This is a genomic window from Streptomonospora mangrovi (assembly GCF_027604915.1).
GTDB classification, from domain to species: Bacteria; Actinomycetota; Actinomycetes; order Streptosporangiales; family Streptosporangiaceae; genus Streptomonospora; species Streptomonospora mangrovi.
In genome coordinates, this window is record NZ_JAJAQC010000035.1 from 16,788 (window position 1) to 36,846 (window position 20,059).

Annotated in this window: 15 protein-coding genes; 6 read left to right on the forward strand and 9 right to left on the reverse strand. The window is 75.6% G+C overall.

Annotated features, from left to right (window positions below):
* The first annotated feature begins 71 nt into the window (after nt 1-71).
* The 4 genes from tal (at nt 72) to pgl (ending at nt 4,991) form a co-directional block, all read left to right on the forward strand.
* A complete protein-coding gene (tal, locus tag LG943_RS18770; RefSeq protein WP_270073622.1) occupies nt 72-1,178 on the forward strand; it encodes a transaldolase in 1,107 nt (368 codons plus the stop codon).
* Nucleotides 1,179-1,523: 345 nt separating this feature from the next.
* Nucleotides 1,524-3,053, forward strand: a complete 1,530-nt coding sequence (gene zwf, locus LG943_RS18775; protein ID WP_270073623.1) for a glucose-6-phosphate dehydrogenase — start codon at nt 1,524-1,526, stop codon at nt 3,051-3,053.
* A gap of 232 nt (nt 3,054-3,285) precedes the next feature.
* Nucleotides 3,286-4,212 carry a glucose-6-phosphate dehydrogenase assembly protein OpcA gene (locus tag LG943_RS18780; protein WP_270073624.1) on the forward strand — a complete coding sequence of 309 codons (927 nt, stop codon included), beginning with the start codon at nt 3,286-3,288 and terminating at the stop codon, nt 4,210-4,212.
* The gene (gene pgl / locus LG943_RS18785) at nt 4,209-4,991 is read left to right on the forward strand and encodes a 6-phosphogluconolactonase (RefSeq protein WP_270073625.1); all 783 of its coding nucleotides are present in this window, start codon (nt 4,209-4,211) and stop codon (nt 4,989-4,991) included. The genes LG943_RS18780 and pgl overlap by 4 nt, the downstream gene beginning before the upstream one ends.
* A gap of 133 nt (nt 4,992-5,124) precedes the next feature.
* On the opposite strand, the gene LG943_RS18790 is transcribed toward pgl, so the two are convergent.
* Nucleotides 5,125-5,502 (reverse strand): ArsR/SmtB family transcription factor, encoded by a 378-nt coding sequence (locus LG943_RS18790; protein ID WP_270073626.1) that lies wholly within the window; start codon nt 5,500-5,502, stop codon nt 5,125-5,127.
* A gap of 110 nt (nt 5,503-5,612) precedes the next feature.
* Here LG943_RS18790 and LG943_RS18795 point away from each other — a divergent pair, with 110 nt between their 5' ends.
* A complete protein-coding gene (locus tag LG943_RS18795; RefSeq protein ID WP_270073627.1) occupies nt 5,613-6,554 on the forward strand; it encodes a TIGR03620 family F420-dependent LLM class oxidoreductase in 942 nt (313 codons plus the stop codon).
* Nucleotides 6,555-6,647: 93 nt separating this feature from the next.
* Here the strand turns inward: LG943_RS18795 and LG943_RS18800 are convergent, their stop codons facing one another.
* From LG943_RS18800 to LG943_RS18810, 3 genes are read right to left on the reverse strand one after another with little or no spacing between them, the layout of a single operon-like run.
* The gene (locus LG943_RS18800; protein ID WP_270073628.1) at nt 6,648-7,931 is read right to left on the reverse strand and encodes an ABC transporter substrate-binding protein; all 1,284 of its coding nucleotides are present in this window, start codon (nt 7,929-7,931) and stop codon (nt 6,648-6,650) included.
* 17 nt (nt 7,932-7,948) lie between these two features.
* A complete protein-coding gene (locus LG943_RS18805) occupies nt 7,949-8,812 on the reverse strand; it encodes a carbohydrate ABC transporter permease (protein ID WP_270073629.1) in 864 nt (287 codons plus the stop codon).
* Nucleotides 8,802-9,758, reverse strand: a complete 957-nt coding sequence (locus LG943_RS18810; protein ID WP_408648615.1) for a carbohydrate ABC transporter permease — start codon at nt 9,756-9,758, stop codon at nt 8,802-8,804. Before LG943_RS18810 ends, LG943_RS18805 begins: the two co-directional genes overlap by 11 nt.
* A 584-nt stretch (nt 9,759-10,342) precedes the next feature.
* Here LG943_RS18810 and LG943_RS18815 point away from each other — a divergent pair.
* Nucleotides 10,343-11,692: a Gfo/Idh/MocA family oxidoreductase gene (locus tag LG943_RS18815; RefSeq protein WP_270073630.1), complete on the forward strand. Its 1,350-nt coding sequence runs from the start codon at nt 10,343-10,345 to the stop codon at nt 11,690-11,692.
* 220 nt (nt 11,693-11,912) lie between these two features.
* Here LG943_RS18815 and LG943_RS18820 read toward each other — a convergent pair whose 3' ends face one another.
* From LG943_RS18820 to LG943_RS18840, 5 genes are all read right to left on the reverse strand, one after another.
* Nucleotides 11,913-14,387, reverse strand: coding sequence for a TIGR03986 family type III CRISPR-associated RAMP protein (locus LG943_RS18820; RefSeq protein WP_270073631.1), 2,475 nt, complete (start codon nt 14,385-14,387; stop codon nt 11,913-11,915).
* Nucleotides 14,384-15,187, reverse strand: coding sequence for a hypothetical protein (locus LG943_RS18825; RefSeq protein ID WP_270073632.1), 804 nt, complete (start codon nt 15,185-15,187; stop codon nt 14,384-14,386). Before LG943_RS18825 ends, LG943_RS18820 begins: the two co-directional genes overlap by 4 nt.
* 165 nt (nt 15,188-15,352) lie before the next feature.
* Nucleotides 15,353-17,125 (reverse strand): RAMP superfamily CRISPR-associated protein, encoded by a 1,773-nt coding sequence (locus LG943_RS18830; RefSeq protein WP_270073633.1) that lies wholly within the window; start codon nt 17,123-17,125, stop codon nt 15,353-15,355.
* On the reverse strand, nt 17,122-19,029 hold the full coding sequence (locus tag LG943_RS18835) for a hypothetical protein (RefSeq protein ID WP_270073634.1): 1,908 nt from the start codon (nt 19,027-19,029) through the stop codon (nt 17,122-17,124). The genes LG943_RS18830 and LG943_RS18835 overlap by 4 nt, the downstream gene beginning before the upstream one ends.
* The gene (locus tag LG943_RS18840) at nt 19,026-19,748 is read right to left on the reverse strand and encodes a hypothetical protein (protein ID WP_270073635.1); all 723 of its coding nucleotides are present in this window, start codon (nt 19,746-19,748) and stop codon (nt 19,026-19,028) included. The genes LG943_RS18835 and LG943_RS18840 overlap by 4 nt, the downstream gene beginning before the upstream one ends.
* Between the last annotated feature and the right edge of the window lie 311 nt (nt 19,749-20,059).

Below are 20,059 nucleotides of genomic sequence, written 5' to 3' on the forward strand. Positions count from 1 at the left end.
GCCGGGGCGGGCGCGCGCAGCGCCCGTCCGGGCCGCGGCCGGGAGCCACAGCGACGAGGAAGAGCGAGGTCATGACGAATCCGTTGCAGACACTGTCCGGCGAGGGCGTCGCCGTCTGGCTGGACGACATCAGCCGGGAGCGGCTGCGCTCGGGCAACCTCAAGAAGCTGATCGACGAACGCAGCGTGGTGGGGGTGACCTCCAACCCGACGATCTTCGACAAGGCCCTCAAGGAGGGCGACGCCTACGACGACCAACTGCGCGACCTCGCGGTGCGCGGGGTGTCGGTCGACGAGGCCGTGCGGGCGATCACCGCCTACGACATCCGCTGGGCGGCCGACGTCCTGCGCGACACCTACGAGGCCACCGGCCGGCTCGACGGCCGGGTGTCGCTGGAGGTCGACCCGCGGCTGGCCCGCGACACCGAGCGCACCGCCGCCGAGGCGCGCGCCCTGTGGTGGCTGGTGGACCGGCCCAACCTGTTCATCAAGATCCCCGCCACCGCCGAGGGCCTGCCGGCGATCACCCAGGCGCTGTCGGAGGGGATCAACGTGAACGTCACGCTGATCTTCTCGCTGGAGCGCTACCGGGGTGTCATGGACGCGTTTCTGTCGGGTCTGGAGAAGGCGCGCGAGAACGGCCTGGACGTCTCGCAGATCCAGTCGGTGGCGTCGTTCTTCGTCAGCCGGGTGGACACCGAGATCGACAAGCGGCTGGAGAAGATCGGCACCGACGAGGCCGCGGAGCTGCGCGGTCGCGCCGCGATCGCCAACGCCCGCCTGGCCTACCAGGCGTATGAGGAGGTGTTCTCCTCGGAGCGGTGGAAGGCCCTGGCCGCGGCCGGCGCCGCGCCGCAGCGCCCCCTGTGGGCGTCGACCGGGGTGAAGGACCCCTCCTACGACGACACCCGCTATGTGACCCAACTGGTGGCGCCTGGCACGGTCAACACCATGCCCGAGGCGACCCTGGAGGCCACCGCCGACCACGCCGAGATCACCGGCGACACCGTGCGCGGCACCTACGCCCAGGCGCAGGCCGACCTGGACGCGCTGGCGGCGCTGGGGATCGACTACGAGGACGTGGTCAAGGCCCTGGAGGACGAAGGCGTGGACAAGTTCGCGAAGTCCTGGGAAGGGCTGCTGGCGCGCGTGACCGAGCAGCTCAACCGGCAGGTCTGAGCGGCCCCGCGCCCGGCGGGCGCCGGAGCGCCTCGCGCGGCGGGGCGGGCCGGCGCGCCGGGCGGAGCCCCCGGGCGGGCGCCCGCGCGCGCCCGCCGGGGCCGCCGGGTTCTCCCGGGCGACCGGGACCTCCCGGGATGCCGGGACCATCCGGGGCACCGGATCCCGGGATATCGGGACCTCCCGGGGTACGAAATCCCGGGGTGCAAGGAGAAGTGGCGGGGTGAAGACAGGGGCGACCGAGCGCCGCCGGCCCGGCCCCGCAGGACAGCGGCGCGCGCCCACCCGCCGCCACGGCGGACAGCCACAACACCGACACGGGAGTCGACGTTGAAAGAACCGGTGATGCCGGGAGCGATTCCGAACCCGTTGCGCAGCGAACTGGACCGCCGGCTGCCCCGCATCGCAGGCCCCAGTGTGCTCGTTCTGTTCGGAGTCACGGGCGATCTCGCCCGCAAGAAGCTGCTCCCCGCGATCTATGACCTGGCCAACCGCGGGCTGCTGCCACCGGGTTTCGGCCTGGTGGGGTTCGCCCGCCGCGACTGGGAGGACCAGGACTTCGCGGCCCAGGCGCACGAGGCGGTGCGCGAGCACGCGCGCACGCCGTTCCGCGAGGACGTGTGGCGCCAGCTCAGCGAGGGCGTGCGGTTCGTCTCGGGTGAGCTGAACGACGACGCGGCGTTCGACGAGCTGGCGCGCACGGTGCGCGCCCTGGACGCCGACCGCGGCACCGGCGGCAACTACGCGTTCTACCTGTCGCTGCCGCCCAAGCTGTTCCCGACCGTGGTCAAGCAGCTCAAGCGGTCGAACCTGGCGGAGTCGGAGGACGGCGCCTGGCGGCGGGTGATCATCGAGAAGCCGTTCGGCCACGACCTGGAGAGCGCCCGCGAGCTGAACGCGGTGGTGGACGACGTGTTCCCGCCGCAGTCGGTGTTCCGGATCGACCACTACCTGGGCAAGGAGACGGTCCAGAACATCATGGCGCTGCGGTTCGCCAACACGCTCTTCGAGCCGCTGTGGAACCGCAACTACGTCGACCACGTGCAGATCACCATGGCCGAGGACATCGGCGTGGGCGGCCGGGCGGGCTACTACGACGGGATCGGCGCCGCCCGCGACGTGATCCAGAACCACCTGCTGCAACTGCTGGCGCTGGTGGCCATGGAGGAGCCGGTGACGTTCAGCGCCGACAGCATCCGCACCGAGAAGCAGAAGGTGCTGGAGGCGGTGGAGCTGCCCGAGGACCTGGCCACCGGCACGGCGCGCGGGCAGTACGCCGCCGGCTGGCAGGGCGGGATGTATGTGCCGGGCTACCTGGAGGAGGAGGGGATCCCCGCCAACTCCATCACCGAGACCTACGCCGCGCTGAAACTGGGGGTGAACAGCCGCCGGTGGGCGGGGGTGCCGTTCTACCTGCGCACGGGCAAGCGCCTGGGCCGCCGGGTGACCGAGGTGGCGCTGGTGTTCCAGCGGGCGCCCCACCAGGTGTTCAGCTCGGTGGACGTGGAGGACCTGGGGCAGAACTCGCTGGTGCTGCGGATCCAGCCCGACGAGGGTGTGACGCTGCGGTTCGGGTCGAAGGTGCCCGGGGCGTCGATGGAGGTCCGCGACGTCACCATGGACTTCGCCTACGGGCAGTCGTTCACTGAGGCCAGCCCCGAAGCCTACGAGCGGCTGATCCTGGACGTGCTGATCGGCGACCCGCCGCTGTTCCCCCGCCAGGAGGAGGTGGAGCTGTCGTGGCAGATCCTGGACCCGATCGAGGAGTACTGGGCCAAGGAGGGCCGCCCCGAGCAGTACGAGGCGGGCACGTGGGGTCCGCAGTCGGGCCACGAGCTGCTGGCCCGCGACGGCCGCCAGTGGCGGCGCCCATGACCGCCCGGCGCGCGCTGGCGGGCGCGCGCCCGGCTGCCGGGGGCGAGGCCGGGGCCGGCCGCCCGCGCGCAGCGGGTGCCGGGACCGGCGGGGGTGGCAGGGGCGGCGGAGGAGTCCGGTGTCCATGGACCCACCGTGGCACCCGGGCGGCGCGCCCCGCCAACGCACTTCGCGGGCCTGTGGAAAACCGGCCCGGCCCTGCCCGTCAGACGTCCTTCGGGAGGCGACACCCATGACGCTGTACCTGCCGCGCACCACGACCTCGCAGATCTCCGAGGCGCTGACCGCCGAGCGGCACAGCGTCGGCGGCGGTGCGCTCAACATGGTCCTCACCCTGATCGTGGTGACCGACGAGGCCGACCACTACGACGCGGTGCGCGCCGCCACCGAGGCCGGCCGCGAGCACCCCTCGCGCATCCTCGCGCTGATCCGGCGCGACCCCGACGCCGAGCCCGCCATCGACGCCGAGATCCGCCGCCCCGGCACCGCCGGACCGGGCGAGGCGCTGCTGCTGCGCCTCTACGGCCCGCTGGGCGACCACCCCGGCTCGGTCGTCACCCCGCTGCTGGTGCCCGACGCCCCGGTGGTGGCGTGGTGGCCGGGCATCGGCCCGGCCAACCCCAGCGCCGACCCCGTGGGCCGGCTGGCGCACCGCCGCATCACCGACGCGCTGCGCGCCGCCGACCCCGTGGCCGACCTGCTCAACCGCATCCGCAACTACCAGCCCGGCGACACCGACCTCACCTGGACCCGGCTCACCCCCTGGCGGTCGCTGCTGGCCAGCACCATGGACCAGCCCTGCGGGTGGGTCAACGGCGCCGAGGTCACCGCCGAGCCGCGCTATCCCAGCGCCGACCTGCTCGTGGCCTGGCTGGCCGACCAACTGGAGGTGCGGGTGGAGCGCACCACCTCCAACGGCCCGGGTATCACCGGGGCACGCCTGGTGACCGAGCAGGGCGACATCAACCTCCAGCGCTACGACGGCCGCGTGGCGACCCTGACCCGGCCCAACCAGCCCGACCAGACGGTGGCGCTGGCCCGCCGCCGCCCGGCCGAGGCGCTGGCCGAGGAGCTGCGCCGCCTCGACGCCGACGAGATCTACGAGCGCACGGCCAAGTTCATGGCGGCCATGCTCGACCGCACCGAGGAGCCCGTGTGAGCCGCCCCGGCGCGATCGTCCACCCCGACTCCTCGCTGCTGGCCAAGGCCACGGCGGCGCGCATCGTGACGCGGCTGGTCGACGCCCAGACCGCGCAGGGCTCGGCCTCGATCGTGCTCACCGGCGGCGGCATCGGCATCGCCGTGCTGACCGAGCTGGCCGCCGCCCCGGCGCGCGACGCGGTGGACTGGCGGCGGCTGGACGTGTGGTGGGGCGACGAGCGGTTTCTGCCCACGGGCGACCCCGAGCGCAACGAGACCCAGGCGCGGGCGGCGCTGCTGGACCACGTCGGGGTGGACCCGGACCGGGTTCACCCGATGCCCGCGCCCGACGGCCCCGACGGGGACGACCCCGAGCGGGCGGCCGAGCGCTACGCGGCCGGACTGGCGCGCGCGGCGCGGCACGAGGACCACTCCCCCGTGCCCGCGTTCGACGTGTGCATGCTGGGGATCGGCCCCGACTCCCATGTGGCGTCGCTGTTCCCCGAGCAGCCCGCGCTGTATGAGGAGGAGCGCCCGGTGGTGGCCGTGCGCGGCGCGCCCAAGCCCCCGCCCACCCGGATCTCGCTGACGTTCCCGGCGATCCGCTCGGCCCGGGAGGTGTGGGTGATCGCCTCGGGCGAGGGCAAGGCCGACGCCGTGCGGCTGGCCCTCAGCGGCGCGGGCCCCACCCAGGTCCCTGCGGCGGGGGCGTGGGGCCGCTCGCGCACCCTGTTCCTGCTCGACCGCGCGGCGGCCTCCCGCCTGCCCGAGGAACTGGCCCCGCACGGGGTGATGTGACGCGGAGGAGCAGCCGAAGCGTAGCGGCGCGACGGCACAGCGGCCGGGACCCCATGTTCACGGGGTGCCCGGCCGCTTCGCGTGGTCACCGCCGGGACCAAGCGAACCGAACGGACTGTGGAGACCAAAGAGGTTAAACGCGGCTGTGCCAGAAGCACCGCTCCTCGTCCTCCGCGACCCCCGCGCGGCCCTTCCTCCGCCCCTCCTCGATGGCGAGGTCCAGCAGGCCCGGGAAGCGCCGGTCGAGTTCGGCTCGGCGGAGGTCGTTGCGGCGGCGCGTGCCCTCGTCCCACTGGCGCAGCAGGCCGGCCTCGCGCAGGACGCGGAAGTGGCGGCTGGCCGCCGACTTGCCCACGGGCAGGGCGAAGCGTCCGCACGGCAGGCCGGGGTGGTCGGCCAGGGTGGCGACGATGCCGAGGCGCACGGGATCGCTCAGCGCCGCCATGACGCGGGCGAACTCCAACTCGCGCTCCTCGGGGTGGTCGAGCGGGGTCGAGGTGCGGCTGGGCATCCCTCGATTATGGCACCGCCCTATGGCGCGCGCCATGTTCACATCCTCACGAACATGGAGTAGCTTCGCCTCCAGACGGCAGCGGAGCTACGACCGATGTGAGGATGCCGATGAGCCAGCAGCAGACGCCCCCGCAGACCGACCCGGCCGCCCTCAAGGAGCGGATCGGCCCCTACGGGGTGTGGCTGGGGTCCACCCTCTTCGCCGCGCCCGCCGCCACCCTGCGGCGCGCGGCGGCCGAGATCGAGGACCTGGGCCTGGGCGCCCTGTGGTTCGGCGGCGACTACCCCGGCGGCACCGAGGCGCTGTCGAAGGCGGCGGTGCTGCTGTCGGCCACCCGGCGCCTCACCGTGGCCACCGGGATCGCCAGCATCTGGTCGCGCGACGCCATCCTCGCCACCACGGCCGCCGACACCCTGGCCGACGCCTGGCCCGACCGGTTCGTGCTCGGCCTGGGCGTCAGCCACGCGCCCCTGGTGGCCGCGCGGGGCCGCACCTACGCCAAGCCGCTGACCGCCGTGCGCGAGTACCTCGACGCCATGGACGCCGCCGCCTCCTACGCCGCCCCGCTGCACGCGCCCGTGCCCCGGGTGCTGGCCGCCCTGCGGCCCCGCATGCTGGAACTGGCCCGCGACCGCGCCCAGGGCGCCCACCCCTACTTCACCACCCCCGAGCACACCGCCAAGGCGCGCGCGGTGCTCGGCCCCGACCCGCTGCTGGCGCCCGAGCAGGCGGTCGTGCTCACCACCGACCCCGCGCACGCCCGCACGCGCGGCCGCGAGTACACCGCCATCTACCTGTCGCTGCCCAACTACGTCAACAACCTGCGCGAACTCGGCTGGAGCGACGCCGACCTCACCGCCGAGAACGGCACCGGCAGCGACGCCCTGGTCGACGCCCTGGTGGCCTGGGGCGACGCCGCCGCCGTCGCCGAGCGGGTGAACGCCCACCGCGCGGCCGGCGCCGACCACGTCAGCGTGCAGCCGCTGGCGCCCACCGTCGAGGAGCAGACCGCCCAGTTGCGCGAACTGGCCCCGCTGCTGCGCGCCTGACCTCCCCGCCCGCGCCAAGCGGCGCCCGCACCCCCGAGCCCATGAGGGGGTGCGGGCGCCGCCGCTGTGGTGCGACCCGCCGAGGGGCGGGCCTCACTCGTCGCCGGTGGCCTCCTCCACCTCCGACATCCACTGCTCGGCGGCCTCCTCGGGGCCGATCTCGCCGAACATCAGGTCCTCGTTGACGCGCTTGGTGATGTCCACGACCTCACCCGCGCCGATGGGCGGCGGCGGGACCGCGCCGGCGACGTCGGGCTCGATCTCGTCCAGGAAGTCGGCGCCCAACTGGTCGGCCTCGGGGAGCTGGTCGCGGATCTGCTCGCGGACCTCGGTGTTGGCCGGCAGGCCGCGGTCGGCCAGGATCAGCTCGGCCGCCTCGGGGTCGTTGAGCAGGTAGTCCACGAACATGGCCGCCTCCTCGGGGTGCTCGGTCTCCGCGGAGATGGAGTAGAACATCGCCGGCTTGAAGAACGTCCCGGCCTGCTCGGACTCCGCCTCGCCGGGGAACCGCAGCAGCTCCAGGTCGCGCCCGGCGGTCTCGGCCATGGCGCCGAGCTGGTTGGTCCAGAACGCCGCCATGGCGCCCTCGTTGGTGGCCAGCACCGACAGGTCGGGGCCGCCCGACTCGTACTCCACGCTCTCGGCCGCGCCGGGCGCGCCGCCCTCCTCGTGCAGGCGCCGCATCAGCTCCCAGTACTCGGTCATGGTGGCGGTGTCGAAGGCCAGGTCGCCGTTCTCGTCGTAGAGCTGCTCGCCGCGCTGGCGGGCGAAGATCTGGAAGCTCTGCTCGTTGAAGGCGGGCGTCTGGCTGCCGACGACCTCGCCGTCGGTGGCCTCGGAGATCTCCACGGCCGTGTCGACGTACTCCTCCCAGGTCCAGGTCTCGTCGTCGGGCATCTCCACGCCCGCCTCCTCGAACGCCTGGGGGTCGGCCATGATCGTGAACGCGTTCACCCCGGTGGGGGCGCCGTGGAGGGCGCCGTCCAGCTCGCCGCCGGGCATGACCAGCTCGTCCAGTTGGGAGGTGTCGAGCTGGTCGGAGACCTCGTTGAGGTCCAGCAGCGCGCCGCGGTCGGCGTACTCGCGCAGGTAGCGCTCCTCCTGGGTGATGATGTCGGGAGCGTCGTTGGCGGCGGTGTTGGTGGCCAGCCGGTCCCAGTAGCTCTCCCAGTCGGTGTACTCGCCCTCGATGCGGATGTTGGGGTGGGCCTGCTCGAAGCGCTCGATGACCTCCTGGGTGGTGGCGTGCCGGTCGTCGGCGCCCCACCAGGAGAACCGCAGCTCCACCACCTCGTCCTCGCCGGAGCCGCCTCCGCAGGCGGTCGCGGCCAGCACCAGCGCGGCGATCCCCGCCGCCGGCCGAAGACCTTTTCGCATGGTCGGGTTCCTTTCGGTCACTTGATTCCGGTGGTCGCGATGCCGCGCACGAGGTAGCGCTGCCCGGCGAGGAAGAAGCCGAAGATCGGGCCGAGCGCGACCGCCGACATCGCGAACAGCGGGCCCCAACTGGTCTGGCTCTGGGAGTCGACGAAGGTCCGCAGCGCGACGGGGACGGTGTACATCTCGGGGTCGGTCAGGAAGATGAGCTGGCTGAAGAAGTCGTTCCAGGTCCAGATGAACGTGAAGATCGCGGTGGTGGCCAGCGCCGGCATGGACAGCGGCAGCACGATCCGCAGGAAGATCCGGGCGTGCCCGCAGCCGTCGATGCGCGCCGCCTCGTCCAGGTCGCGCGGCAGGCCGCGGATGAACTGCACCATCAGGAAGATGAAGAAGGCGTCGGTGGCCAGCAGCTTCGGCACGATCAGCGGGTAGTAGGTGTTGATCCAGTCCAGGTTGGCGAACAGGATGTACTGCGGCACGATCACCACGTGGATCGGCAGCATGATCGTGGTGAGCATGATCCCGAAGAACAGCCGGCGGCCGCGGAACTCCAGGCGGGCGAACGCGTAGGCGGCCATGGAGCAGGCCAGCAGGTTGCCCACGATCGAGCCGGCCACCACCACCAGCGAGTTCCAGATGTAGTGGTGGAAGGGGTACTCCAGCGCGGTCCAGCCCTCGGGGTAGTTCTGCGGGACGAACGTGCGCGGGATGAGGCTGGGGTCGCTGAAGATCTCCGAGGTCGGCTTGAACGAGCTGGAGACCATCCACAGCAGCGGATACAGCATGGCCAGGCCGAACGCGATCAGCGCCGCGTGGGTGAGCAGGCGCCGGCGGCGGCCGAACATGCGGGGGGCGGCGGTGTGCGGCTTAGTCACCATAAAAGACCCAGTACTTGGAGGCGAGGAAGTTCACGGCGGTGAACCCGGCGATGATCGCGAGCAGCAGCCACGCCATGGCCGAGGCGTAGCCCATGTCGAAGTTGCCGAACCCTTCCTGGTACAGGTAGAGCGTGTAGAACATGGTGGCGTCGGAGGGGCCGCCCGTTCCGCCGCTGACGATGAACGCCTGGGTGAAGGTCTGGAAGGCGTTGATCATCTGGAGCACCAGGTTGAAGAAGATGATCGGCGTGAGCAGCGGGACGGTGATGGAGAAGAACCGCCGCACCGGGCCGGCGCCGTCCACGGCGGCGGCCTCGTGGTACATCACGGGGATCTGGCGCAGTCCGGCCAGGAAGATCACCATCGGCGCGCCGAACGTCCAGACGTTGAGGATGACCAGGGTGCCCAGGGCGTAGTCGGGGTGGGAGACCCAGCCCTCGCCCTGGATCCCGAAGAACGCCAGCACCTGGTTGATCAGGCCGTCGGCGCCGAACACCCGGCGCCACAGGATCGCGATGGCCACGCTGCCGCCCAGCAGCGAGGGCAGGTAGTACACCGACCGGTAGAACGCCAGGCCGCGCACACCGCGGTCCAAGACCATGGCCAGCGCCAGGGCGAGCGCCAGTTGCAGCGGCACCGACACGAACACGTAGGTGAACGTGACGCCGAGCGAGGTGTGCAGCCGCTCGTCGCCGACCATGCGGACGTAGTTCTCCAGGCCCACCCACTCCGGGTCGCCGATGAGCGAGTAGTCGGTGAAGGAGTAGTACAGCGAGGCCAGGATCGGGCCGACGGTGATGGCGATGAGGCCGACGAACCAGGGGGCCAGGAACACGTAGGCGGCCAGGCCGTCGCGGCGGCGCAGCCGCGAGACGCGGCGCCGGCGCGGGCGGGGCGGCGGGGGCTCGGCCCCGGGCGGCGCGGTGCGCTCTCGGGTGGCCCCGATCACGCGGCCGGCTCCTCACGGGAGGGGGCGCGCGGTGCGGCCGGGGGTGGGCTGGGGGGTGTGTGCATGGGCTCTACCGTCCTCACGTCTGCCCGGAGGCGGACGAACGCAACGTGGGGTGCGGGGGTCGTGCGGGGCCGGCCGCGAGAGGCGGGTCGCGGTCGCACCGCCAGGTGGTCGAGTCGGGTTCTGGTAAGCGCTATCCACGATCGGATGAACGGTTTTTAACACCGTGGAGATACGCCGTCAATGGAGGGGTGACGCCCGATCGACGGCCGCGCGCGCCGGAATTTCCCGTGGCAGCGGCCCCTTGCTGGGCGGACGTCGAAAATTGCGAAGCGCGGAACCGGTTGGGAAAATCCCGGGCGCCACCCCGGCCGCGCGGGCACCGTGTCCCGATCGTTGCGGAATACCGCTGGCAATCGCTTCCCGGACGTGGTGCCCGCCTCCGCGCCGACACCCCCGGCGGCGGGTCCGCGTCCCTACAGGGCGTACCTGGGCAAACGCCGATTCGACGCGCGTTCGACGGCGGCGCCGGGCACGCACCGGTGGACCCGTCGCGGGAAAGCGTTTACCGTTGGAGTGTGACCGACGCGACCGCACACGCCGACCAGGCCGTTCCCGCCACCGCCCCCCAGCCGCGCCGCTTCGCCGTCGTGGGCACCGGCGCCCGCGCCCGGATGTACACCACCGCCCTCGTCTCCAGCCACACCGCCACCGCGCGCCTTGTGGCCCTGTGCGACACCAACCGCACCCGCATGGCCGTGCACAACGACATCGTGCGCGCGCACGGGCTCGACCCCGTCCCCGAGTACCCCGCCGAGGCGTTCACCGACATGCTGCGCGCCGAACGCGTGCGGGAGGTCGTGGTGTGCACCGTGGACCGCACCCACGCCGACTACATCTGCGCCGCGCTGGAGGCCGGCTGCGACGTGGTCACCGAGAAGCCGATGACCGCCGACGCCGAGGGCTGCCGCCGCGTCCTCGACGCCCAGCGGCGCACCGGCGGCCGGGTCAACGTCGCTTTCAACTACCGGTTCAACCCGGTGCACCGCCGGGTCCGCGAGATCGTCGCCGCCGGCGAGATCGGCGAGGTGGGGTCGGTGCACTTCGAGTGGCTGCTGGACCTGCGCCACGGCGCCGACTACTTCCGCCGCTGGCACCGCGAGAAGGCGAACTCCGGCGGCCTGCTCGTGCACAAGGCCAGCCACCACTTCGACCTGGTCAACTGGTGGATCGGCAGCGCGCCGCGCACCGTGTTCGCCTGGGGCGACCTGTTCTTCTACGGCGAGCACAACGGCCGCCGCCGCGAACTGGCCGCCGACTACGAGCGGGCGCACGGCGCGCCGGCGGCGCAGGAGGACCCCTTCGCGCTGCACATCGCCGACAGCGACGACATGGCCCGGCTCTACCTGGCGGCCGAGCACGAGGACGGCTACCGGCGCGACCAGAACGTGTTCGGCCCCGGGATCACCATCGAGGACGACATGTCGGTGCTGGTGCGCTACGCCTCGGGCGCCACGCTCAGCTACCACCTGGTGGCCTACTCCCCCTGGGAGGGCTACCGGGTGGCGATCACCGGCAGCCGCGGCCGCCTGGAGCTGGACGTCACCGAGAGCCCCCACACCGCCCCCGGGCGCACCGAGGCGGCCCCGGTGCGGGGCATGCCCGCGCCCAAGGAGAACACCACCGCCCGGCTGCTGCTGCGCCGGCACTGGCAGCCGCCCGAGGAGGTCGAGGTGGCGGTGGGCGAGGGCTCCCACGGCGGCGGCGACACCCACCTGCTGGACACCCTGTTCGGCGCCACCGGGCTCCAGCCGCGCCCCACCCACACCGACGGCGCCAACGCGCTGCTGACCGGGCTGGCGGCCAACGAGTCGATGCGCACCGGGCTGCCGGTGGACGTGGCGCGCCTGCTGCGCGGCCGGGACTGAGCCGCGCCCGCCCGCCGCCGGTCCCGCCCCCGGCGGGGGCGGGACCGGTGTCCCGGCGGTGTCCCCGGGTTCGCGATGCCCTCGGCGGGCGCGCGGTGCGCTCTGCTGGTCGCAGAGTCGTCGGGGCGGTCGTGGTGCTATGCCCTCAGCGGGCCGGCACCAGCGCGGGACGGGGCGGAAGTCCCGGCGGCCGGGGTCACGGGCCGCCGGGACGCGGGGGTCAGCCCGTATCGGTGCCGGGCTGCGGCACCTGGGCGTGGGCGGCGAACCGGTCCTGGAGGCCGGGCAGGACCGGGAAGACGGCGAACTCCTCGACGTCCATGACCCGTGTCCAGCTCTCGGGCAGCCGGTGGCGCCACTGGGCCGCCAGCAGCAGCGCCTCGACGCGGGGGACGTCGCTCCAGTCGTCGGGGATGGCCTCGCCGGCGCGGACGCTCTCCTCGCGCTCCCAGGTGAGCAGGGCGTCGCCGAAGGAGTCGAGGAGCTTCTGCACGCCTTCGTCGCCGATGCGGTGCACCCCGGCGCCGGGGTCCAGCGAGCTGGCGCGTTCGGCGGGGTCGATGAGGTAGAGGGCCGGGCTGATGTGCACGCTGCCGAACCCCAGCGCCTTGCCCAGGCCGATCTTGTGGGCGTAGAGGGGGTCGGCGGTGTCGCCCCCGCCGGCGGGGTTGCCCAGGTGCAGGGCGCGCAGCAGCGCGCCGAGTTCGGCGTCGGTGAGGTTGGTGAAGGTGATGCGGCCGTGGAAGGTGAGGCCCTCGCGCATGGGCAGGACGTCGCGGGTGGTGGGGCCGGCGGCCACGCGGTCGGGGTGGAGGTGGGCGTAGCGCTGCGCGGAGGCGGGCAGGGGGTCGTAGCGGTGCAGGTAGACCTTGTAGCCGCCCAGGCGGACGTCGCCTTCGTGTGACCAGGTGACCAGGTCGGGCGAGGTGCCGTAGGTGCGGTCGGAGACCGGCTGGAGCAGGTAGTTGGCGAAGCAACTGCGCTGGGGCGAGAGGAGTTCGACCCGCAGCGGGTGGGCGAACCAGGGGTCGGGGTCGTCGCAGACGGCCGAGCCCACCGAGACCCGCCCGCGCGCGGCCGAGCCGGCGTTGTCGCGCGCCGGGAGGAGGTCGAGGTCGCCGAAGAGGGCGCGGGGGACGTCGGGGGCGCGCCCGGTGCCGCCGCGCGCGCGGCGCGGGGTGAGCAGGGGTTCGGGCACGGCCCGGCTGACGGGGTCGAACTCCCCCACCGCCACCCGGTAGCCGCCGGAGCGGCCGAAGGAGACCACGCGGCCGTCGGCCTCCTGGTACCAGACGGGTTCGGCGCCCGAGCGGGCCAGGCCGCCGTCGACCCGGCGGGCCGCGCGCGGGCGGCCGGAGGCGGTGCCCAGGGCGGCGGCGGGCGCGGCGCGGGGGTGGTTGCGCTCCTGGAACCGGGTGATCTGGTCGGCGGACTCCACCAGGTGCACGAGGTGGTCGGGCACGGGCAGCCGCCGGGCGGGGTCGACGTCCTTGGGGAAGAGGTAGGCGTTCTTGCGCTCGCCCGCCACGCCGGTGAGGACCAGGACGCAGTCGAAGGCGCGGAACCCGATGTGGTCGACGCGCTCCAGGGCGCGGTCGAGGTCGTTGCGCCGCCCGCGCGAGGAGGAGCGGGAGCGCTCGCCCGCCGCGCGGCGCAGGGACTGTTCGGCGCGGGCGCGTTTCTGCTCCCAGCGGTCGCGCAGGCGGTGGCGGGCGGTCTCGCGGTGGCCGAAGGTGACCTCGGTGCCGGGGGGCAGCACGGTCATGGCCCAGAAGCGGGACTCGCCCACGGTGCGGCCGTGGGTGTCGGGGCACAGGGCCACGACGTCGAGGTACTGGAAGGGGCCGTGGAAGTCGGCGGGGACGTAGCCGGAGGGGCCGCCGCCGTCGCCGGACTCGTGCGGGGGGAGTTCGAAGGGCGGCAGCCCGGGGAAGCGGCGGAGGTCGTCGCGGAGGTCGGTGAGGCGGACCTGGAGCGGGCGCTCCACGGGCAGCGGCAGGATCTCCCAGCCGCCGGTGTCGGCGCGGTGGTGCAGGAAGCCGGCCTTGACCGGCACCCCGGGCGGGCTGGAGGGGGCGCCGTGGCGGTGGCGGTACTGCCGGTTGAGGTTGCGCATGACGTGGCGGGCGCGGCGGTCGCTGTGGGAGGCGGCGGGCGCGCGGAAGAACAACTGCGGGGTGTTGACCGGGCCGGTCTCGCCGCCGGTGAGCACGCGCAGGGTGTTGCGGATGAGCCCGCGCAGGGAGGCGCCGGGCAGCGCGGCGCGGCCGTCGATGGTCAAGGAGCGGTCGGGGCGCCCGCCGCCGCGGGTGGCGCCCACGAACGTGGGGCTGAGGGTGCGCACGGCGACGTCGATCCAGCCGGTGTGGGTGCCGGGGACGCGGTGGTCGTGGCCGGCCAGGAGGCGCTCCTGGGGGGTGCCGTCGCGCAGGACGGACTCCTGAAGGCGTTCGGCGGGCATGGGGCGCTCGGGCAGCGGGACCAGGCCGTAGGGTGCCACGGCCTGGTGGTCGCGCACGGGGTCGGGCGGGCCGCAGGGCACGGTGGGGGCGGGGTGGTCGTCGTGGCGGCGCGCCCGGCCCGGGGCGGGCGCCGCCCCGCCGGGGGCGGCGCGGTGGCCGCCGCCGGTGGGGCGGCGGCGCGGCATGGCGGCTGGAGTGGGCCGGTGGGCGCGGCGGGGTGGCTGGTCGCTCACGGTGCCCTCCTGTTCTCCAGGTGGTGGTCCCGGCGGTCGGCCGGGGTGTCCGGGGCGGCGCGGCGCGGCGGGGTGGGCTTGGCCCCCGCGTGGTAGCCGGTCAGTCGGTGGAGGACAACGCCCACCGCCCCCGTGACGGGATCCTCCCCCCAGTACTCTCGGACGCTCAGCCAACTGCCCACCTCAGCGGGCTCGGCCGCGCCCGGTGCGGCGGGCACGATGTCGAAGTCCTGCCAGCTCACGGGGTGGCAGGCGGTGGTGCCGGAGAGTTCGCGGCCGATGCTGAAGGGGATCGCGCCGCCGAGGTCGCGGCTGGCGCGCGGGCCGCTGTGCCAGCCCGCCAGCAGGAACGAGCGGTCGCGGGGGCGCAGCCAGTCGGGCAGGGAGTCGAGGTCGGGGGCGTCGCCGGTGAGCCAGGCGTCCTCGGCGGCCTCGCCGATGTGGATCTGGGCGGAGGGGCTGAACACCCAGGCGCCCAGCAGCCGCCAGGTGTCGGAGAGGTCGGGGGCCGGCGGCGGCGCGGAGAGGTCGGCGGTTTCGGGGTCGGCGCTGGAGAGCCGCCACCGCTGCCGCGGGCAGGCGCCGGTGATGCGGCCGTCGCCGAACTCCGCGAGCAGCCACTGCGGCTCGCCGGGGGCGTGGCGGTCGAGGGCGGCGCAGCGCCGGGCGGGCGCGGCGGCGAAGAGGTCGGCGAGGACGGCGTGCGCGGCGGACCGGCCCAGGGCGGCGGTGCGGGCGCCGCGGGGGTCGGGCGGCGGCGCCGCGGCAGCGGCGGGGACCGTGGTGAGCGGGGTCGGCATCGCTTCGCCTCCTCGGGTGTGGGTGGTGGTGCCGCCGGTGGCGGGCGCCGCGCCCGGGCGGCCCTCACACGGCGCCGGGCGGTCCCGCGCGCATGCGGCGGGGCGGGGCGGGCCGCCCTCCGCGCTCCGGGGCCGGCGCGGCGGGGCCGGAGGGCGGCGGGTGGATCACCGGGCCGCACCATCGGCGTCTGGGCCGGCGGAGGGGCCGGCGGAGACGGCCGCGCGCAGCGCGCTGATCCAGGGGCTTACGGCGGCGCGTTCGGGGCTGCGGGCGTCGTCGATGGCGGCCAGCAGGTCGACGCGGTCGGGTTCGGAGCCGGGCTCGTGGCGGGTCAGCACGGCGCTGGTGACTGTGACGCGGCCGTGGCCGGCGCCGGACCCGCCGCCGATGGCGTCCAGCGGGACGGTGTGGAGTTCGCGGACGATGAGCGCGAGCAGGCCGCGCACGGCGTCGTCGGGCTGGAGGGCGTCGAGGGTGACGGTGGCCTGGCCGCCGGCGTGGACGTCGTCGGTGAGCAGGGTGGAGTCGACGGCGTCGCCGAACAGGGAGTCGATGGTGACGCGGGTGGTGCGCTGGGTGGTGCCGCCGGTGAGTTCGGCGGCCTGGCGCAGCCGGATGCCCGAGGGCGCGGGCGCGGCGCCCGAGCGGGTGTCGCCGCCCCACCAGCGGGAGTGCAGCCGGCGGGCGGGGCTGTCCTCGGGCCACTCTGCCAGGGTGGTGGCGGACTCACCGGAGATGTCGCGGACCAGGCGCCGGCTCAGCCGCTTGAACAGGGCGAACAGGGCGGTGTCGCCGAGCGCGGGGCGCCATTGGACCGCGCCGTCGCCGCCGACGCTGGGGCGGCTCAGGTGGGCGCGGTCGACCTCGCCCAGGGAGCCCAGGCGGGGGGTGTCGCCGACCATGAGCAGGCCCGGGCGCGGGCCGGGGGCGCGCGGCGGCGTGCCGGCGCCGGTGCGCAGGAACGCCTCGGTGGGGCGCTCGGCCAGGCGCAGGGTAAGGGTGAGTTCGTCGCGGTGGCGGCGGTCGGTGGCGAGGTCGGCCAGCGCCGCGGAGTAGTCGCCGCCGATGGCGGCGGCCAGGGCGGGGTCGCGCTGGAGGTGCTCGGGGACCAGGGTGAGCAGGCCGGGGGCCCGGGCGGCGCGCGGGCGGGCGGGGGCGGTGACGGCGCGGTGGGCGCGGTCGCGACGCTGCCGCCAGGTCAGGGCGTACCAGTCGGCCCACCCCTGGGGGGTGCGCAGGTCGTGGCGGCGCAGGTGCCAGGAGTCGCAGCGCACGGCGCCGTAGCCGCGGGCGGTGCGGGCGCCGATGGCCACGCCGGGGGCGAGGTCGGCGCCGTTGAGGCCGTCGGCGGCCAGGGCGGCGAGCGCGAGCAGGCGGCCTTCGTCGGCGGGGTCGGCGACCTGGAGGCGCAGGGTCAGCGTGAAGAGGGTGCCGGCGGGCAGGGTCTCCATGCGCCAGAAGGCGCCGGGCGCGGCGGCGCCGCTGCCGGGATCGACCCGGTTGCCGGCGCGCACGGCGATCCCGGCCTCGGGCGGGAGTTCGGCGTAGGAGTCGTCGATGTCCAGGGCGCTGGGGCCGGCGGCGCCGGGGCCGGCGGGGTCGGTGCCGCGCGCGGCCTCGCCGAACAGCTCGGCCACGGCGTCGGCGCGGTCGGGGCCGAGCCGGGCGGCCAGGTGGTGGCGCAGCAGGCCGGCCTGGGTGCTGGCGCGCAGCCGCGGCACGTGGTCGACGGGGTCGCGGTCGATGGGGGCGATGTCGGCGGCGGTGCGCGCGGAGTCGTCGGCCGAGCCGATGTGGGTGTCGCTGAGCAGCCGCACGCGGGCGGTCAGCTCCCACAGCACCACGGGGTGGCGGTGGGCGCCGGCGGCGAGGTCGTCGAGGTCGGCGAGGCGGGCGCCCGGGTGGGCGCCGGCCCGGGCCGCGCCGGCGGGGGTCACCGGGTGTCCTCGCGCTGGCCGGTGTCGCGGCCGATCCAGGCGGCGGCGGCCAGCCAGTAGCCGATGAGCTGCGCCGACAGCCGGGCGCGGACGTCGGGGCGCTCGCTCCAGGCGCGGGCGGCGGCACCGGGGGCGCCCTCGGCGCCGGGGCGCCAGGTGAGGTCGACGGGGGCCAGGGCGGCGGCGAGGTCGGCGGGGTCGGGGCCGGCGTGGCGCCACCACGCGCGGGGGTCGCCGGCGGCGGAGTCGAGCCACTGCGGCAGCGGGAGTTCGGTGTCGCCGTGGGGCACGGAGGTGGCGGCGAGGTCGGCGCGGGCGGGTTCGGGCAGGGGGGTGTGCGGCGCGGCGCGGTCGGGGTCGCCGGTGACGACCCCGGCCAGGCGGGCGAGCACGGCGCGGGGGTCGGCGCCGGGGTCGGCGGCGACCTCGCGCAGGCGGCCCAGCAGCGGCGCGGGCGGCAGCCGCGCCGAGCGGCGGGCGAGGTCGCGGGCGCGGGCGCGGACGAGGTCGGCGGCGGCGCGGGTGAGCAGGGTGTCCTGGAGCCGGGCGACGGGCGAGCGCGCGGGGTCGGCGGCGGCCTCGGCCGCCACCCACGCGGGGTCGACGCGGACCGGGGAGCCGTCGGCGAGCGCCACCGGCCGGGTCCGGAGTTCCGTCCTCTCCGGACCCGGCGGCTCCACGGCGGCTGGGGGGTGCGGCGGGTGGTCGGTGGTGCGGGCGGTGTCGCCGGTGCCGGGGGTGTCGGTGCGGGCCAGGGGCGCGTGGTCGGCGGGCACGGGGCCGGGCGCGGCCACGGGCAGCAGGACGGCGACGCCGTGGCCGTCGGCGGCGCGGCGGCCCAGCGGGCGGGCCTCGACGGCGCGGATCTGCTCAAGGGTGATGGTCCGCAGCGCCCGCAGCCGGACCACCGAACCGGGCGCGGCGGCCCACTGCTCGGCCATGGGCCCCTGGTAGAGGCGGTGGTAGGCGCCGACGGCCTCCTGCTGGATGTGGGCGCCCACGGGTTCGGCCGCGCCGGGGCCCAGGACGGCGGCCAGCGCGCGGGTGGCGGCGGCGGTGAGCGCGGCGGGCGCGGGGCGGCCCAGGTGGTCGTCCACGAGCGCGGGCGCCAGCAGCAGGAGGTCGCGGAGTTCGCCCGCCGGCCAGTCGCGCCGGCCGGAGTCGATGCGGTCGGGGGTGAGCGGCGCCGCGGCGCCCAGCGCGGCGGTGACGCGGATGCCGCCGCCGTGGGCGCGGGTGCCCCCCGAGCCCAGCGACAGCAGGCCGTCGGCGGCGGCCAGGACGTCGAGGACGCGGGCGGCGAGGTCGGCCAACTCCTCGGCGGAGGCGGCCGACAACTGCCAGCGGGCCTCGAAGACCTGGCCGGGTTCGAGGCTGGTGGTGAGGTAGGGCACGCCGTGGCGCCCGGCGTCCCTGCGGGCCACGCCGAGGTACTGCTCGGTGCGGGTGCGGGGGACGGCGCGGCGGGTGAGGTCGGGGGTGACCAGGCCGCCCAGGGCGCGGTAGGCGGTGCCGGGCGCGGCGGGCGCGGCCAGCAGGTCGGCGAGGAGCGGCGCGGTGTGCCCGGGGGGTGTGTGGACGTGCCAGCAGCGCGGCGCGGGCACGGTGGCGGCGGCGCCGCCGGGGTCCTCCAGCCGGGGGAAGGCCGGCGCGAACCGGATGGCGGTACCGCGCGCGATCCAGGGCTCGACCAGGTCGTCGCGGCCGGCGTGGCGCAGGGCGGCGGCGAGCATGCCGCGCTGGGCGCGCCCGTTGACGACGTGGTCGGTGGTGATGCGCAGGGGGTCGTAGCCCGAGCGGACCACCAGCGACTCGGTGAGCACGTAGCGCAGTGCGAGGTAGGAGTGCACGATCGCGCCGGAGGCACCGGCGGGGCGGCCGGGCTGGAGGTCGGTGATCGTCACACCTCTCCTTCTCGGACACCGCCGCCGGGGGCCAGGCCGGCCCAGGTCAGGGTGGCGGCGTGGGCGGTGTCGGGGTCGGTGTCGGGATCGGCGGCCAGGCGGGCGTCGAGTCGGCCGCGCCCCCGGTTGGCCTTCAGCCCGGCCTGGGTGAACGCGAGGGCGGCGCGCGCCAGGCAGCGGAGTTCGGCGGGGTCGGGGCGGCGGGTCCAGCGCAGGGCGGCGGTGAGGCGCAGGCCGGGGGTGACGACGCGGACGGTGCGCAGCCGGGCTTCGGCGGGGGCGCCGCCGGCGTCGATCTCCACGCCGCTCTCCACGGAGGTGAAGGCGTCGGTGACGGCCCGCACGAGGGCGGCGGCCCCGCCGTCGAGGCCGCGCCGCTGCTCCACCGCCCAGGCGACGGCGGCGCGCACCGCCTGGGGCGGCTGGGCGTGGGAGACGCGCAGGATGCGGCCGGGGCCGTGCTCGCGGGAGGCCCCGAACAGCGCGTGCGCCGCCGGCAGCAGGTCGGGGTCGGCGCGCACCGCCGTGACGGCGGCGTCGCGCAGCCGCGCGGCGATGCGGTGCCGGGGCAGGTAGGGCAGGCCGTGGGAGTCGGTGACGACATCGGCGTCGGCGGCGGTGCCGGCGGCGCTGGCCCCGGCGAAGATCGCCGGCGCCGCGAGGTCGACCACCAGCACCGAGGGCGGTTCAAGCCCCGCGCGCTCCCCCACCCCGCTCACCGGCGCTCCACCCCTTCGGCGCAGCCCACCCGGCCGCGTACACCCGGGCGACGGAGCACGGCCGCCGGGGCCGCCGGGCGCACGGGAAGCCCCGGGAGCGCCGAGGCGCGGACCCACCGGCGCGCGGTGCCGGCGGCGACCCCCGGGTGGCGGGCGGCCGATTGGTGCCGGCGACCGGTGTCCGTCGTGCTCCGCGGCCGCTCGTCACGCGGGGCCGTGGTCGGCCCGCCGGCGAGGGCGCCGCTCGCAGCGCGCTCGGCGCGCGCGGTGGTGCGGGCCGGCGCTCGGCGGGACGGCGGGCGGGGGCTGGG